This window comes from Thermoleophilum album (genome assembly GCF_028867705.1).
Classification (GTDB): domain Bacteria; phylum Actinomycetota; class Thermoleophilia; order Solirubrobacterales; family Thermoleophilaceae; genus Thermoleophilum.
This window is the reverse complement of record NZ_CP066171.1, coordinates 746,423-760,915: the sequence shown is the minus strand read 5'-3', so window position 1 is coordinate 760,915 and position 14,493 is coordinate 746,423. Positions and strand designations below refer to the sequence as shown.

The following is a 14,493-nucleotide window of genomic DNA, read 5'->3' as shown; positions in this document are numbered from 1 at the left end:
AGTGCAACTCTCGTTTTCGCGTTCCTTCGTGCGCGGCGGAACGGTGCGCACCCACCGGCGAGTGGCGATCGCTGCCGTCTGTGCGGCAGGGGTTCTGTTCGCCGCGACCGGTATCGCCACCGGACACGAGTCCACAAAGACGCATCCCGCACCCACGGGAATGAAGGTGGCAATCCGGTTGCACAAAGATGCTATGTCCGGCTGGAACCTCGAGGTGCGGACGCGCAAGTTCCGCTGGGCGCCGCAGCGCGTCAACGGCAAGCACCGCCCTGGCGAAGGCCACGCCCATCTCTACATCGACGGCCAGAAGATCACACGGCTGTACGGACCTTGGTACTACCTGAAAGCCGACTTGCTGCCGCCTGGCAAGCACACGGTGCGGGTCACCCTTAACGGCAACGACCACGGCGACTACGTGCGCAAGGGAAAGGTGGTCGCCGCAACCAAGACGATCGTCGTGCCGCGGGCAGGTGGCGGGGCCGGTTCGTCGGGCGGTGGCATGAGCATGGGGCACTAGAGTCGACGCGGACCATAGAGTCGACGCTGACCATCGGGGGCGGGATCACCCGCCCCCGATGCCGTCCCAGGGACTCTCTGGAACCGGGCGTGGGTCCTCGCAGGTTCGCGCAGCACGACGACCGCTCGCGTTCGTGCTAATTAGCCTTAAGCGCGACGTGCGCGGGAGTGTGGCCGCTACCGCGACAAGTGGCGCGCCCGCATCGCGAGTCGATCCGGCGAAGGAGGGACCGGTGGCAGGTCGAACGTCAACGCCCGAGAGCTCCGCAACGTCGGCGCGACATACCGCTGCCCCTACGGGCGCACGGCCGCGACGCTACGCCGGTAGCGTCGACCAGCTGCGCGCGACACCGCGCATGTTTGAGAACGACTTGCTCGAGTTCCTCTCGCGGGTGCATCCGGCCGTGCCGGTCGTGATCTTCGGACCGGTCGTGCTCGCGCTTCTGTACCTCGGGATCGATGGCGGTGTAGCGCCGCTCGCTGCACTCGCGCTGGTCGCCGGGGGCTACGCGTTCTGGACGTTCTGCGAGTACTGGATCCACCGCGCTGTCTTCCACTTCGAGCCCGAGCGCGGCTTCGGCGCACGCCTGCACTGGATCATTCACGGTGTTCACCACGACTACCCGAACGATCCCAAGCGGCTCGTGATGCCGCCATCGGTGAGCGTGCCGCTGGCGCTGCTTTTCTGGCTGGGGTTCGACGCTGTCATCGGCACGCCGCACGCCTACTTTTTTGGCGCCGGGTTCTACGGCGGCTACCTGCTCTACGACATGATCCACTACAGCGTCCACCATCACCGGCCGCGGACGCGACTGATGCGTCTCTTGCGCGAGCTGCACATGCGCCACCACTTCCAGGACGCCACGCGCGGCTACGGCATCAGCGCGCCCTGGTGGGACGTGGTCTTCGGCACCGTCCCCCAGCGCGGCGGCCGCCAGCGCAAGGGCGCCGAGCAGACCGCCGGCACCTAGGCGCGACGCTCGCTCCGCCACAGCGCGCCTTTCCCCGCACAGGCCCGCTTCGCGCGACACCGATCCGGCGCGAGCGCGGGTAGGCGCGTTCCCCACCCGGTGGTGGTGGTGAGGCTAGCTAGCTAGCTAGCTAGCACCCCCGCGACACGCACTGCCGCGGCTGTAACGGAATTGCAACACGCGCGGAACGCGCATGAAACACCCGCCGCGCATGATCGGCCGCAGCGGCCAAAGCGGTCGGGCGCGGGTCGCGGGGCGTCGCCGCTCCCCTCGCCGCGACGGCCGCAGCGTGATCGGTTCCGACACCAAGGGGGTTGTGGATGAAAGCGGTCCCGCAAGCGCAGGCCAACCGGTCTACTGCCTCGCCAGGAGCGCGCGACGCCGCGGTCGCAACGCGGGCAGCCGAGCTACGCAAAAACTGGCTGCGCGGCCGCTGGCTGCACTATTGGCAGCCCGAAGACGAGCGCTTCTGGGCGATCGCTGGCAAGCGCATCGCGCGCAAGAACCTCGTGTTCTCGATCTTCGCCGAGCACCTCGGGTTCAGCATCTGGGTGCTCTGGACGATCCTCGTCGTCAACCTCCCGAACGCGGGCATCGACGTCACGCTTGCCGAGCAGTTCTGGCTTACCGCTGTGCCGAACCTCGTCGGCAGCTTCCTCCGCATCCCGTACACGTTCGCGGTCGCCCGTTTCGGCGGGCGGCTCTGGACGTTCGCGAGCGCGGCCCTGTTGCTGATCCCGGCGCTGGCGGTGGCGCTCGTCGTACCGAGCGGCTGGCTCGCGGCACAGGCCCCGGACACGCAGTTCTGGATCTTGCTCGCCTGCGCCGCGAGCGCCGGCCTCGGCGGCGGCAACTTCTCCTCGTCGATGGCCAACATCTCGTTCTTCTATCCCGACGGAAAGAAGGGCCTGCCTCTAGGTCTCAACGCCGCCGGCGGCAATCTGGGCGTCGCCGTCACCCAGCTCGTAGTTCCGCTGGTAATCGTGATCGGCGTGCCGGCAGCCGAGCTCGCCGATCCTGTGCACGAGGTCAAGCTCGCCTACGCCGGCTGGATGTGGGTTCCGCTGTTGGTCGTAGCGGCGCTTTGTGCGCTGCTGTTCATGGACAGCATCGCCGATGCGCGCACCGACCGCCGCAGCTACGTGCAGGCGCTCACGGAGCCGCACACGCTGATCATGTCGATCCTCTACATCGGCACCTTCGGGTCCTTCATCGGCTACTCGTTCTCGCTGCCGCTCGTCATCAAGAACACCTTCCCTGAGTTCCTGGCCGAGAACCCGTTCATCGCCACCTACCTGGGCGGTCTCGCTTTCCTCGGCGCCCTTGTGGGCTCGGTGTCGCGTCCGTTCGGCGGCTGGCTCTCCGACAGGTGGGGTGGCGCGCGCGTGACGCTCGCCTGTTTCCTCGGGATGGGCGCTTTCACACTGCTAGCGATCGCCGGGATCGCTAGCCGCAGCTTCCCGCTCTTCCTTGGCTCGTACCTCGTGATCTTCACGCTGTCGGGCATGGGCAACGGCTCGACCTACCGCATGATCCCGGCGATCTTCGCCACGCTCGGGCGCCGCCACGCGCGCAGCTCGGGACAGAGCGAGAGCGCGGTTCGAAACGAGTTCAAGCGTCGCGCCGCCGCCGTGATCGGCATCGCCGGCGCGGTGGGCGCGTTCGGCGGCTTCCTGATCCAGCTGGTGTTCCGCCAGGCGAGCTTGGGCGTGTCGGCCGCGATGAAGCAAGCCGACACGGTCGCCGAAAAGCTGCGCATCGCGGAAGCCAACGCCGACTGGGCAATCCCGGCGCTAGCGGTCTTCTGCGCCGGCTACGCCGTCTTCGCGGCGATGACGTGGTTCTTCTACCTGCGGCGTTCCTTCGCCGTCGGCCGTGTACCGAGCATCGCGGCGGAGGCGACCGTGTGAGCGGCACGGCTCGGCCCCGCCGGCGCCACCCTGTAGCCGACACCGCGCACGGTCTCGATCAGGTGGCGACCGGCGGGGCCGAGCTTGCGCCGCAGGCGCTGCACGCACACGTCGACGGCGCGCTCACCGGCAGGCTCCTGGCATCCCCACACCGCCAGCAGCAGGCCCGCGCGGGAGTGCACGCGCCGCGAGTTGGCGACCAGGTGGGCTAGGAGGTCGAACTCGAGGCGCGTGAGGGCGACCTCGCGCCCCTCGACGCTGCAGCGGCGGGCAGCGAGGTCGAGCTCGACGCTCCCCCACCGCAGCGTGTTGCCACCGCCGGGTCCGGTAGCGCGACCGATGCTCCCCGCGCCATCTTCCGTCTCCGACGTGCTGACACCAGCGCGGTGTTTCGCGGCGCGCAAGGCACGAGCGATGCGCAGCTCGAGCTCGGCGAGTCCGTAGGGCCGCACTACGAGCTCGTCGCAGGCGAGCGCGAGCCGGCTCTCGCTCGTAGGGTCAGCGACAGCGACCACCGCCGCACCGGCGGCTTGCGCTCGCGTGGCGGTGCGAACAAGGCGCTCCGACGGTTCCCGGTCGCGCTCGATGGCGACGGCTACGAGCGCTGGTACACGGTCGCCGGCTCGGCCGTACTCGCCAGCCGACGCCGCGCCCGCCTGTAAGGGCGGGTCGTTGCCGTCCAGAACAGCGAAGCCCTGGGCGACCAGCGGGCGACAGTGATACCCGAACGCCGACAGCGCGGCTACCAGCAGCTCGCGCTCGTCGCTGCGCACAGCGTGCACCCAGGCGTCGCCTACCATCGCGAACAACAGACAAGCGCGCGTCCGCACGCGACCGGTACGCCAGACGGTCGAAGCGCAGGGCGGGGGCCGCTCTACATGGGGTCGTGGCGTGGCCACGAACACGCGGCCGCGAGCCGTTTGGATCGCCCGCGCCAGCCTCGACCTAAGCCTAAACCAGTGCGGATGGAGGGATTCGAACCCCCACGGGCTTTCGCCCACGGCCTCCTGAGGACCGCGTGTCTACCAGTTCCACCACATCCGCGCGGTGCGGCGATAAAAGTTAGCGCCGCTTGCGGCGCGTCGACGCGGTCGCGATCGCATACACGCGCGTCGGCGCGGTCGCGATCGCATACAGTTCGAGCCCGCTCGTTCGCGATCGTCCAAGGCCGAAAGGAGGCTGCATTGGCTTACGAGGTGCCACCCCTTCCCTACGACTACGCCGCGCTCGAGCCGCACATCGACGAGGAGACGATGCGGCTGCACCACGACAAGCACCACCAGGCGTACGTCGACAAGGTCAACGCGGCGCTCGAGGGCACCGAGTGGGCGGACAAACCGATCGAAGAGGTGATCCGCAACCTCTCTCAGGTGCCCGAGAACGTGCGCACCGCCGTGCGCAACAACGGCGGCGGCCACCTCAACCACACGCTGTTCTGGGAGTGGATGTCGCCTGACGGCGGCGGCGAGCCCGAGGGCGCGCTCGCCGAGGCGATCCAGTCGACCTTCGGGTCGTTTGCCGACTTCAAAGCGAAGTTCAAGGAAGCCGGCGTCAACCAGTTCGGAAGCGGCTGGGCGTGGCTCGTGTGGGACGGATCGGGCCTTGCGATCGTCTCCACGCCCAACCAGGACAACCCGCTCTCGGACGGCAAGACGCCGCTGCTTGGCGTCGACGTCTGGGAGCACGCCTACTACCTGAAGTACCGCAACCGGCGTCCCGACTACATCGACGCGTGGTGGAACGTGGTCAACTGGAAGAAGGTCGCCGAGGACTTCGCGCGCGTGGCGCGCTGACCGACTAGGCGCTCCAAGCGTCAGGGGCGGCGCAAGCCGCCCCTTTTTTGTGCTGCAAGCGGGCGGGTACAGCGATCGCCGCAAGACCGCGCAACCCTGCTCGGGGTCGCCTACCGGGCGCGAGCGTCACGCGCACTAACGTTACGGACATGGGCGCGCCGCCGGAGTGGGAGTCCCATGCGCTAGCCCGCCTACGCGAAGCGGGGTTCAGAGAGTCGCGCGCACGGCGCGCCGTCGTCGCCGCGCTCGCCCGTCGCGAGTGTGGCGCGAGCGCGCGCGAGATCCGCGACGCGGTCGAGGAGCTCGGTGTGCGGATCGGCGTTGCGAGCGTCTACAGGACGCTCGAGCTGCTCGCCGAGCTCGGTCTAGTGCGCAGCATCGGTGCGCCAGGTGAACGCAGCAGTCGCTTCGAGCCGGCGGCGCCCGACGGCAGCCACCATCATCACACCGTCTGCGGCAACTGCGGCAACGTCGAGACGTTCGAGGACCCCGAGCTCGAGCGCGTCCTAGCGCAGCTGGCGGAGCGGCTCGCCTTCGCCGTCGACGACCACGACGTCACCCTGCGCGGGCTCTGTCCGGACTGCCTGCCGCGCTCGCTAGCGCCGCGCGACAGCCGAAGCGCCCGCCGCTGAGGCCGCGCACGACGGCGTCGGCGTTGCTCGCCAACATGCCCAGGTAGCTGGCGGCGCGACCGCTCGGCGCAAGCGAATCGGTGTAGAGCGGTTCCCCGAGCCGCGCTCCGCTGGCGCGCACCAGCGCACGCTCGAGCCGGTCCGAGGAGCCGTGCTCGGGGAAAACGGCGGGCACGCGACGTCGCCGCATCTCGGCAGCAAGGCGCTGGATGTCACGCGGCGAGGGCTCGGCCTCGGTCGAGAGCGAGGGGATCACGGCTCCCACCTCGACGAGACCGAAGCGGCGCGCGAAGTACTGGAGCGAGCGGTGCGTCGTCACGAGCTGGCGACGAGGGACCGGCAGCCGGTCGATGCAGCCGCGTACGGCGGCAGACAGGCGGCCGAGCGCGGCGGCGAAGGCGGCAGCGCGGCCTTCGAGCGTTCCCCGCTGCGCCACCCCCAGCTCGGCGGCACGAAGCGCCAGCGCCCGCGCCGCGCGCGCGGCGCGGCGCGGGTCGTGCCACCAGTGCGGGTCGCCTCCGACGAGGCCCGCGGCCGCACCCAGGTCGACTGCACGCTGCGCGTCGTAGCCGGGGAGGCGTGTCACCCACTGATCGATGTCGCCTCCCGAGCGCACCACGAGATCGGCGCCGGCTAGTGCCCGCGCATCGCTCGGCTTCGGTTCGAAGTGGTGCGGGTCGCTGCCCGCACCCATGATCGTGCGCACCGCGACGTTCGACGGGAGCACGTGGCGGGCGATGTCGGCGCCGACCGCGGTTGTAGCGACAACTTGGGCGCTGGCCGCTTTCCCGCTGCGAGGGGATGCTCCCTCGCCCGCACCCTCGCCACCTCCCGCGCAGCCGCCGGCGACGATCACGAGGGTGGCTGTCAGCGGTAGGAGGGCGCGGCGCCAGCGCGCTCGCTTGTGGACGAACGGAGAACTCGAGAGCGATCGATGCGCGAACACGCGCGTCACTCTAGCGCAAATGAGAATGATTCTCATTTAGCTGCTGTCGCTGCAGCGTCGGCCGTGCGTGGGGACCGGCGCTAGGCGACCGCCGGGGTGGGCGAGAGCGGCAGCCGCTGGCGCCGACTCCGGGCGCCGGCGGCGAGGTCTGCGGCCATCGCCTCGACTTGGCGCGCCAAGCCGTCGAGCAGCGATCGCCGCGGAGCGAAACCGAGCTCGAGTCGTGCGCGCTCGCCGCAGGCGGCGGTAGCGAGAACGTCGGCAGGGTGCTGTTCGCGAGCGGCGGTGCGGGCCTTGCGACCAGTCAGTCGCTCGAGTGCGGGCACGAGATCCTCGAGCGCCACGGACCCGCACCCCGGGATGTTGTAGGTGCGGCCCGCTACTCCGCGTTCGAGCGCTGCCGCGATGCCTTCGCAAGCGTCCTCGACGACCGTGAGCTCGCGGCGCGCTCCCGAAGGTGCGCTCCACGGCAACGGCTCGTCACGCAGCAGAGCGGCGATCCAGCGCGAGATCGCCATGTCGGGTCGCTGCCCGGGTCCGAACACGGTAAACAAACGGACGATCACGACGTCGGCGCCGCGCGAACGGTGAAGCTGGCGACAGACACCTTCGGCGGCCGCCTTGCTGGCGGCGTAGAGCCCTTGGGGTGCGAGCGGAGCGTCCTCTGGCGTCGGTAGAGCCGGGGCGTCCCCGTAGACCGATGAGCTCGAGGCGAAGACGATCCTTTTTCCGAGCCGCGCGCACGCGGCGACGAGGCCGGCCGTGACTGCGACGTTCTGCTGCCAGAGCTCGCCGAGCGTCGCCCGCTGGCGCACACCCGGCAGCGCCGCGAGATGCACGACGCAGTCGTGGCCTGCGACGAGCCGCTCGACGTCGCAGCGGGCGAGGTCGAGCAGGCGCACAGCGCAGATGTCCTGTTCGGCGAAGCGCGCGAGCGCGGCGGGACCCGCCGGCGGGAGGTACGACGAGCGCAGGCAATCGACCGCCGTCACCTCGAAGCCGCGAGCGCGGAGCGTTAAGCAGAGGTGGGAACCCACGAAGCCGAGCCCTCCCGTAACGAGCACCCGCAGGCGCGCGCCACTCCGCCAGCCCCGGGGCGACACCCCCGCTCGCCCGGACTCGACTCCTACCGTCACGCGCTCCATTGGTTAGGGAAACCTAACAAAATCCCCCTGCTGGGGTTGGGATAGCGGTCGGTTCCGGCCCGCGACACGCTCCCAGCTCCTTGCCAGCCGAATGCGACGGACCGTCCCGGCGCGCCGCCGGACGGCGCACCGCCCGCTACAGCACCGGCTCGGTTCGCTCCTCAGGCCGGTCCGCTGGTGGCGACTGTCGCTCTCGCGGGTACCTCGCCCAGCCGCGCCCGCGCCCGGCCCGCCCGCTTCGCCGCGTACAGGGCACGATCGGCAGCGTCGAAAATCTCGTCGCGCGTGGGATAGGGGCTGCGACCGACCGCCACGCCCGCGCTCACCGTCAGCGGCGTCTCGCGATCGAGTTGGCGCTGGCGCGCGACGACGCGCTCGGCGAAGGTCAGGGCGTCGTTGGCGTCAGCGTCGTAGAGAACGGCCGCGAACTCCTCACCGCCGATCCGCGCGAGCACGTCGCCGCGTCGCGCGCTGCGCCGCAAAAGGCGAGCGAACTGCACGAGCGCACGGTCGCCGGCGGCGTGGCCGAGGGTGTCGTTGAGCTGCTTGAAGTGATCGAGATCGAACACGACCAACGCCACCGGGGCACCGCTGCGCTGGGCACGCGCCAACTCGCGTTCCAGCGCCTCCTCGAAGCCGCGCCGGTTGACGAGCCCGGTGAGCGGATCGGTGATCGCGCTGCGGCGGAGGTGCCCGACGAGCTCGGCCACCCGCTCGCGCAGGTACACCACCACGGCGACCGCTACCGACACCGTCACGACGGTGTCGACGAAGAGAATTGCGCGCATCTCGATGTCCGGACGCAGCGCCAGCGCGCCCGCGAAGCTCGCCCAGGCGAGCGCGACGATGGCGACCACCCAGCGCCAGCGCAAGAAGTAGGCGCCGAAAAGCAGCGGCCACAGATAGAAGGAGGAGGTCCCGGAGATCGGTTTCGCGACGTAGACGGCGGCGCTGACAAGACCGATGCCGTAAACGACGCCGACGAGAATCGCCGCGAGCCCCTCGAGACGCCCGAACCAGATCACTGCCGCTCCGAGCGCAGCCAGGATCGCGATCACACGGAAGCCGTCGTGGTCGCTCGGGTCGACGTCCGGCGCTTGGAGGATCAAAAGCACCGTGACCGCGCCGGCCAAAAGCATCAGGCTGGCGATCCGCCGCGCCATCTCGGGCTCCTCGTAGCCCGGCGTCGCGGCGATCGGCGAGAGCCGCGGCCGTCGTCTTGTGCGCCTAGGGGGCGCCGTGAATTTCCCCGCGAACATCGCTCGACCTCGCCGGCCGCCAGCGGGCGCTGGCCAGCGCTCCGCCTCGAGCAGCCACAAGCGCAGCGCGCCGCCGTGCCTCGCCGCAACTGCGGAGCGAAGTCGGGGCGGCCGGATTTGAACCGGCGACCTTTCGGCCCCCAGCCGAACGCGCTACCAGGCTGCGCCACGCCCCGGGAGCGGGCGACGGGATTCGAACCCGCCCTAGGAGCTTGGAAGGCTCCTGTGCAGCCACTACACCACGCCCGCTTGCGCCGCCGATTCTAGAAACTCCCCTACGAGAGTCGCTCACCCGTCAGCCAGCGGCGCGGATTGTCGACGAATATCCGGCGTTCGTCGTCGGCGGACAACCCCCGTTCGCGCAAGGCCGGGAGCACCTTCTCGAACACCAGCACCATGCTCCAGTCCGGGCTCACAGCGCCGCCAGCGACGAGCTGCTCCACAGCTTCGGATGGGAACCAGTCGATCGTTGCGCAGAAGTCCTGCGAGACGAGGAGCCGATCAACGTAGCCGCGCTCGACTAGTGCCAAGAGCGTCTCGTTGCGGCGCTCGAGCGGCAGGAACATCTCGAGGCCATAGCGATCGAGGCCGACGTAAACCCCTTGCTCGAGGAGCGGCACGATGTAGTCGAGATCGTCGCTGTCGCCGGTGTGGGCGAGCTGGACCTTCTCGGGCGCCACGCCTTCCTCCAGAAAGATCTCGAGCTGTCGGGGACCGGTGTTCGAAGCAGGGCGCGTATGCGCCATGATCGGCACGCCGGTGGCGCGGCTGGCGCGCGCCGCGGCACGGTGGATCTTTTCGACGTTCTCGTTGACCCCCGGCTCGTCCGCCGCGCACTTGATGAAGGCCGCCTTGATGTCGGTGCCCTGGATCCCCTCGGTGATGTCGCGCACGAAGAGCTCTGCGATCGCGTCGACGTCGCGTGTGCGGAAGAACATCGGTAGGTGGTCGTAGGTGTAGATGCCCGTGCAAGCGATGATCTGCACGCCGGTGCGCTCCGATACCTCGCGCATGAAGCGCACGTCGCGCCCCCCGAACATCGCCGTCGGATCGCAGATCGTCCTCACACCGTGCGCTTTCGCGGCGTTCACCGCCTCGACAGCGGCAGCGAGCTCGGCGTCGCGGTCGTAGAGGTGGGGCCACTGCTCGGCGACCGCTTCGTCACGGAAACGCACGTGCTCGTGCACGAGCGTCAAACCGAGCTGCTCTGCCGGGACCGGTCCGGTAACCGTTTCAACCTCAGCCATCCTGCCTCCCCCCTTGACTATTCGACCCCGCCGGTCGGCGCAGCACCGCGCTCGCCCCGACTAGGAGGTCTGCCGATCGCTGCCATCACGTCCGCGCAGCGTGCCGCGGTCGAGAACGATGCCGACCAGCAGACCCCCAGCGGTGATGACGAGCGCAAGCGCAAGCTCGGCGACGATCGCGCCTTGCACGCCGTCCTGGGTCATCGCCAGAACCGCGAGCGCTACCGGCAGCGCGAAACACGCGGCCTTCCACAGACCGGGCGCAGCGTAGCCGAAGCCGAGCCCGCCGATGAAAAACAGTGTGTAGGCAACGGCGTCCAGTTCCGCCCCCTCTTGTGCGATCGACTCCTCCGCTGGCGCGTCACGGAGACGCTCGGGGGCGATCCTAAAGGCCCGAGGGGGCGAAGCGGAACGGAGCGGGGCAGGCAGGACTCGAACCTGCAATCGCCGGTTTTGGAGACCGGTGCCTTATCCAATTTGGCCACTGCCCCAACTTGCAGCGGACACGATTCTAGAATCGTGCGCCCGGCGGGCGTGGTGGAACGGTAGACACGCCGGCCTTAGGAGCCGGTGCTCGCAAGAGCGTGGGGGTTCGAATCCCTCCGCCCGCACTCCCGGGCTGCCCAACATGGCCGATCGAACCTCGACTTTCGGCGCTGCGGCGCCGTAGACTCGGCGGTGCGATGGAGGGTCGGGCTAGAACGCAGCAGCCGCCGACGGTCGTCGTCCATCCGAACCGCGACACAGCGGCTGCCAAGGCGACGCGCGTCGCTATTGTCGCGCTGCTTGTGGCCAGCATCGGGCTGTTCCTGATCGTCACGATCGGTGGCTGGTCCCAGCTCCAGGGCGGGCAGATTGTGCCGCTCGCGTACGCCCTGATCTATGGAACGATCGCGATCATGGTGTTGCGCTGGCGACGCGGCGTGCTGCCCGTCGCCGCCGCGCTTGCGACCCTGATCGCTGTCATCGCTGCGATCGCGGGCCCGGCGTGGTTCGACCGCGATCGCGCCGGTTTCGAGCCATCGAACATCGACGCCGAGCTGCTCGGGACGCTCACGCTGGCGATCGTGCCCGTCCAGCTTCTTTTGGTCGCGTTCGCGCTGCGCGGATTTGCCCAGAAGTGGAACGTCGAGGTCGAGCTCGACGACGAAGAAGCGCGACGCTACTTCCGCGGCGACTGGCACGGCTCGGCCCTGCGCGGTCGCGCGAGCGCCTAGCATTCGCCGCGCAAGCCCGGGTGGCGGAACTGGCAGACGCGGGGGACTCAAAATCCCTTGCCCGCGAGGGCGTGTGGGTTCGAATCCCACCCCGGGCATCGGCGGCACGCACGAGTTTCGTCTTGGCGACGCCCTCGCGCCGCCAGGACGAAACGTCGATCGCGCCCGACGGCGAGAACCTACGGCGCCGAAGGAGTCGCCTGTTCGCCCTCCGAGCGCGAGGGCTCTCCAGGAACGGGCGGGACGGAGCCTGCAGCGTGCGGTGCCTCGCCGGCGGCCGCCCGCACTCCGCCGTAGGCCATCGCTACCGCCGCCGCTAGAGCGACGAATACCCCGAAGCGGCGACCGATATCGATTCCCGCTGCTTCGAGGAACGCTGGCACGCTCGGGCCCGGCGAATCGATCAGGCGGTAGAGCACGAGAGCCAGCGCTAGCAGTGCGGCGCCGGCGACAACGCGGCCGCTGGGCACGGGCAGCTCGCGTCCGGTCGCCTGTGCTGCAGCTACGGCGATCACGACCAGCGCCGCGAGGAAAAGAAGGACGTCGATCAGCTCGAGCGCCTCCCACCCGCTCGCGGTCGTGTCGAGCCCGCCCAAGCTACTGCCGAGAGGCCCCTCGAGAGTTATCCCGTACCACGGCAGGAACAAGGACACGACGAGCACGACAGCGCCAGCTGCCGCGATCTTCACGGCTGGGGTAACGCGCCCCAACTCTGCCTGCATGACTCCTCCTTCGGGAAAATCCGCCGACAGCTCGTCAGCGGACGCTCTTCCCGCTCGTGCGGCCGGCGCGGCGCCGATAGCAGGCGGCAAAACGGAGCCGCAGCAGCCGGCGCGAACGGCTCGAGCTGAACCTAACGCGCGTTCTGCACTGCGGGCAAGGTCTCGAGGAAGGCGACGAAACGATCGAAGGCCTCGGGGTCGCTCAGCGATTCCCTGCTTGCGGCACGCTCCGGCGGCGTGCCCATCAGGATCCGTTTGACCGGCACCTCGAGCGTCTTGCCCGACAGCGTGCGCGGGATCGCCTCTACCTGGTAGATGGCATCGGGAACGTGCCGCGGCGAGCAGTCTTCGCGCACGCGCTTACGGATACGCGCCTGCAGCTCGTCGTCCAGTTCGACTCCGTCGCGAAGAACGACGAACAGCGGCATCCAAGATTCCCCGTCGCCCCGCGGAACGTCGACGACGAGCGCGTCCTCGACCTCGTCGACGGCGAGCACAGCTCGGTAGATCTCGCTCGTCCCCATCCGCACGCCCTGCCGGTTGATCGTGGCGTCAGAGCGTCCGTAGATGACGGCGCTGCCGCGCGGCGTGATCTCGATCCAGTCGCCGTGCCGCCACACGCCCGGGTAGACGTCGAAGTAGCTCTGGCGGTAGCGCGAGCCGTCGGGGTCGTTCCAGAAACAGACGGGCATCGAGGGCATCGGCTCGGTGATCACCAGCTCGCCCACCTGCCCGACCACGCTGCGCCCCTGCTCGTCGAACGCTTCGACCTTGGCCCCCAGGGCGCGCGCCTGCAGCTCCCCGCACCACACGGGCAGCGTCGGCACACCCCCAACGAAGGCGCTGCACACGTCGGTACCGCCGCTAGTCGAGAACAACCAGAGGTCGCGCTTGACCTCCTCGTACACCCACACGAACCCTTCCGGCGACAGCGGCGACCCTGTCGATCCGACGCTCCGAAGCGCGGCGAGCGACAGCTCACGCCCGGGCTTGGCGCCCGCCTTCATGCAGGCGTGGATGAAGGCGGCGCTCGTCCCGAAGCAGGTGATGCCGACCTCGTCGGCGAGACGCCACAGGGCGAGCGTGTCGGGGTAGGCGGGGTTGCCGTCGTAGAGGACGAGCTCGCTGCCGGCGAGGAGCCCCGACACCAGGAAGTTCCACATCATCCAGCCGGTCGTCGTGAACCAGAAAAAGCGGTCGCCCGGCCGGAGGTCGGTGTGCAGGTGCATCTTCTTGAGATGCTCGAGGAGGATGCCGCCGTGGCCGTGCACGATCGCTTTGGGCAGGCCGGTCGTGCCCGACGAGTAGAGCACCCACAGCGGGTGATCGAAGGCCACTGCCTCGCAGGCGAGCGGTTCCTCGACCGCGACGAGCTCGTCCCAGCGGCGAGCGCGCGGGATGTCGGCGATGCGTGGTTCGCCTCGCAAATAGCCGAGGACGTACACGGCACCGAGCGTCGGCAAGTTTTCGGCGAGCGCGCGCACGGCGTCGAGACGGTCGAAGTCGCGGCCCCCGTAGCGGTATCCATCGATCGCCAACAGCACCTTGGGCTCGATCTGAGCGAAGCGATCGAGCACGGCGCGCACGCCGAACTCGGGCGCTGCGCTCGACCACACTGCACCGAGGCTCGCGGTGGCGAGGAACGCCGCCACGGTCTCGGGTACGTTCGGCATGTACGCGCAGACGCGGTCGCCCGGACCGACGCCCGCCGCTCTCAGACCGGCACGGATCCGCGCCACCAGCGCCCGCAGCTCGCCCCAAGTCACTGTCGCCGGCGGCCGGGTCTCCGAGTAGGCGTGCAGCGCTGTCGCTGTTTCACGCCCTTCCCAGGCGCGAAACACGTGGTCGGCGTAGTTCAGGCGCGCGCCTGGGAACCAGCACGCTCCGGGCATCTTGCGCTCGGCCAGCACCGCTGACGGTGGCGTGGTGGCATGGACCGCGAAGAAGTCCCAGATCGCTTGCCAAAAATCCTCGAGCGCCTCGACCGACCACCGCCAGAGCGCGTGGTAGTCGCCACCGAACTCGAGGCCGTGCCGCTCGGCGATGAAACGCTCGAAGCGCACGAGCGCCGTCCGCTCGCGTAGCGCGCGGTCGGGCTCCCACAGGACCTCCCCCCTCCTGGCCAGGCCCATCGC

Annotated in this window: 14 protein-coding genes and 6 tRNA genes; 8 read left to right on the top strand and 12 right to left on the bottom strand. The window is 69.4% G+C overall.

What is annotated here, in order from left to right; all coding sequences use genetic code 11:
• Nucleotide 1: 1 nt before the first annotated feature.
• From JDY09_RS03550 to JDY09_RS03540, 3 genes are all read left to right on the top strand, one after another.
• Complete coding sequence (locus JDY09_RS03550; RefSeq protein WP_274717654.1) at nt 2–517, top strand: hypothetical protein; 516 nt, start codon at nt 2–4, stop codon at nt 515–517.
• Nucleotides 518–872: 355 nt separating this feature from the next.
• Nucleotides 873–1,487 (top strand): sterol desaturase family protein, encoded by a 615-nt coding sequence (locus tag JDY09_RS03545; protein ID WP_274717652.1) that lies wholly within the window; start codon nt 873–875, stop codon nt 1,485–1,487.
• A gap of 320 nt (nt 1,488–1,807) precedes the next feature.
• Complete coding sequence (locus JDY09_RS03540; RefSeq protein WP_274717650.1) at nt 1,808–3,397, top strand: MFS transporter; 1,590 nt, start codon at nt 1,808–1,810, stop codon at nt 3,395–3,397.
• Here JDY09_RS03540 and JDY09_RS03535 read toward each other — a convergent pair.
• Complete coding sequence (locus JDY09_RS03535) at nt 3,334–4,197, bottom strand: winged helix-turn-helix domain-containing protein (RefSeq protein ID WP_274717989.1); 864 nt, start codon at nt 4,195–4,197, stop codon at nt 3,334–3,336. The two genes, JDY09_RS03540 and JDY09_RS03535, sit on opposite strands and share 64 nt — an antisense overlap.
• A 160-nt stretch (nt 4,198–4,357) precedes the next feature.
• Nucleotides 4,358–4,441, bottom strand: a tRNA-Leu gene (locus tag JDY09_RS03530).
• 140 nt (nt 4,442–4,581) lie between these two features.
• On the opposite strand from JDY09_RS03530, the gene JDY09_RS03525 reads away from it, so the two are divergent.
• Together JDY09_RS03525 and JDY09_RS03520 are read left to right on the top strand one after the other, a co-directional pair.
• A complete protein-coding gene (locus tag JDY09_RS03525) occupies nt 4,582–5,190 on the top strand; it encodes a superoxide dismutase (RefSeq protein WP_274717649.1) in 609 nt (202 codons plus the stop codon).
• Nucleotides 5,191–5,339: 149 nt separating this feature from the next.
• The gene (locus JDY09_RS03520) at nt 5,340–5,822 is read left to right on the top strand and encodes a Fur family transcriptional regulator (RefSeq protein ID WP_274717648.1); all 483 of its coding nucleotides are present in this window, start codon (nt 5,340–5,342) and stop codon (nt 5,820–5,822) included.
• Here the strand turns inward: JDY09_RS03520 and JDY09_RS03515 are convergent.
• The 8 genes from JDY09_RS03515 to JDY09_RS03480 form a co-directional block, all read right to left on the bottom strand.
• The gene (locus tag JDY09_RS03515; RefSeq protein ID WP_274717647.1) at nt 5,746–6,768 is read right to left on the bottom strand and encodes a metal ABC transporter substrate-binding protein; all 1,023 of its coding nucleotides are present in this window, start codon (nt 6,766–6,768) and stop codon (nt 5,746–5,748) included. The genes JDY09_RS03520 and JDY09_RS03515 overlap by 77 nt on opposite strands.
• Nucleotides 6,769–6,848: 80 nt before the next feature.
• A complete protein-coding gene (locus tag JDY09_RS03510; protein ID WP_274717646.1) occupies nt 6,849–7,913 on the bottom strand; it encodes an NAD-dependent epimerase/dehydratase family protein in 1,065 nt (354 codons plus the stop codon).
• A gap of 161 nt (nt 7,914–8,074) precedes the next feature.
• Nucleotides 8,075–9,172 carry a GGDEF domain-containing protein gene (locus JDY09_RS03505; RefSeq protein WP_274717645.1) on the bottom strand — a complete coding sequence of 366 codons (1,098 nt, stop codon included), beginning with the start codon at nt 9,170–9,172 and terminating at the stop codon, nt 8,075–8,077.
• A gap of 102 nt (nt 9,173–9,274) precedes the next feature.
• Nucleotides 9,275–9,348 (bottom strand) — tRNA-Pro (locus tag JDY09_RS03500).
• A gap of 2 nt (nt 9,349–9,350) precedes the next feature.
• Nucleotides 9,351–9,421 (bottom strand) — tRNA-Gly (locus JDY09_RS03495).
• Nucleotides 9,422–9,447: 26 nt separating this feature from the next.
• Complete coding sequence (locus tag JDY09_RS03490) at nt 9,448–10,419, bottom strand: phosphotriesterase family protein (RefSeq protein WP_274717644.1); 972 nt, start codon at nt 10,417–10,419, stop codon at nt 9,448–9,450.
• A gap of 60 nt (nt 10,420–10,479) precedes the next feature.
• Entirely contained in the window at nt 10,480–10,863 is a 384-nt protein-coding gene (locus JDY09_RS03485; RefSeq protein ID WP_274717643.1) for a hypothetical protein, read from the bottom strand.
• Nucleotides 10,837–10,910, bottom strand: a tRNA-Trp gene (locus JDY09_RS03480). The genes JDY09_RS03485 and JDY09_RS03480 overlap by 27 nt, the downstream gene beginning before the upstream one ends.
• Before the next feature lie 37 nt (nt 10,911–10,947).
• Here JDY09_RS03480 and JDY09_RS03475 point away from each other — a divergent pair.
• From JDY09_RS03475 to JDY09_RS03465, 3 genes are all read left to right on the top strand, one after another.
• Nucleotides 10,948–11,030 (top strand) — tRNA-Leu (locus JDY09_RS03475).
• A gap of 72 nt (nt 11,031–11,102) precedes the next feature.
• Nucleotides 11,103–11,636: a hypothetical protein gene (locus JDY09_RS03470; protein WP_274717642.1), complete on the top strand. Its 534-nt coding sequence runs from the start codon at nt 11,103–11,105 to the stop codon at nt 11,634–11,636.
• Between the two features lie 14 nt (nt 11,637–11,650).
• Nucleotides 11,651–11,734 (top strand) — tRNA-Leu (locus JDY09_RS03465).
• A gap of 81 nt (nt 11,735–11,815) precedes the next feature.
• Here the strand turns inward: JDY09_RS03465 and JDY09_RS03460 are convergent.
• Both JDY09_RS03460 and JDY09_RS03455 read right to left on the bottom strand, forming a co-directional pair.
• On the bottom strand, nt 11,816–12,358 hold the full coding sequence (locus tag JDY09_RS03460) for a hypothetical protein (RefSeq protein WP_274717641.1): 543 nt from the start codon (nt 12,356–12,358) through the stop codon (nt 11,816–11,818).
• 131 nt (nt 12,359–12,489) lie between these two features.
• Nucleotides 12,490–14,490, bottom strand: coding sequence for an acetoacetate--CoA ligase (locus JDY09_RS03455; protein ID WP_274717640.1), 2,001 nt, complete (start codon nt 14,488–14,490; stop codon nt 12,490–12,492).
• Nucleotides 14,491–14,493: the final 3 nt, after the last annotated feature.

Excerpts from the sequence above, each read along its gene's own strand:
- JDY09_RS03510 (WP_274717646.1), bottom strand. The coding sequence starts at position 7,913 with ATGGAGCGCGTGACGGTAGGAGTCGAGTCCGGGCGAGCGGGGGTGTCG.
- JDY09_RS03535 (WP_274717989.1), bottom strand. The coding sequence starts at position 4,197 with ATGGTAGGCGACGCCTGGGTGCACGCTGTGCGCAGCGACGAGCGCGAG.
- JDY09_RS03505 (WP_274717645.1), bottom strand. The coding sequence starts at position 9,172 with ATGTTCGCGGGGAAATTCACGGCGCCCCCTAGGCGCACAAGACGACGG.
- JDY09_RS03545 (WP_274717652.1), top strand. The coding sequence starts at position 873 with ATGTTTGAGAACGACTTGCTCGAGTTCCTCTCGCGGGTGCATCCGGCC.
- JDY09_RS03455 (WP_274717640.1), bottom strand. The coding sequence starts at position 14,490 with ATGGGCCTGGCCAGGAGGGGGGAGGTCCTGTGGGAGCCCGACCGCGCG.
- JDY09_RS03520 (WP_274717648.1), top strand. The coding sequence starts at position 5,340 with ATGGGCGCGCCGCCGGAGTGGGAGTCCCATGCGCTAGCCCGCCTACGC.
- JDY09_RS03540 (WP_274717650.1), top strand. The coding sequence starts at position 1,808 with ATGAAAGCGGTCCCGCAAGCGCAGGCCAACCGGTCTACTGCCTCGCCA.
- JDY09_RS03460 (WP_274717641.1), bottom strand. The coding sequence starts at position 12,358 with ATGCAGGCAGAGTTGGGGCGCGTTACCCCAGCCGTGAAGATCGCGGCA.
- JDY09_RS03470 (WP_274717642.1), top strand. The coding sequence starts at position 11,103 with ATGGAGGGTCGGGCTAGAACGCAGCAGCCGCCGACGGTCGTCGTCCAT.
- JDY09_RS03490 (WP_274717644.1), bottom strand. The coding sequence starts at position 10,419 with ATGGCTGAGGTTGAAACGGTTACCGGACCGGTCCCGGCAGAGCAGCTC.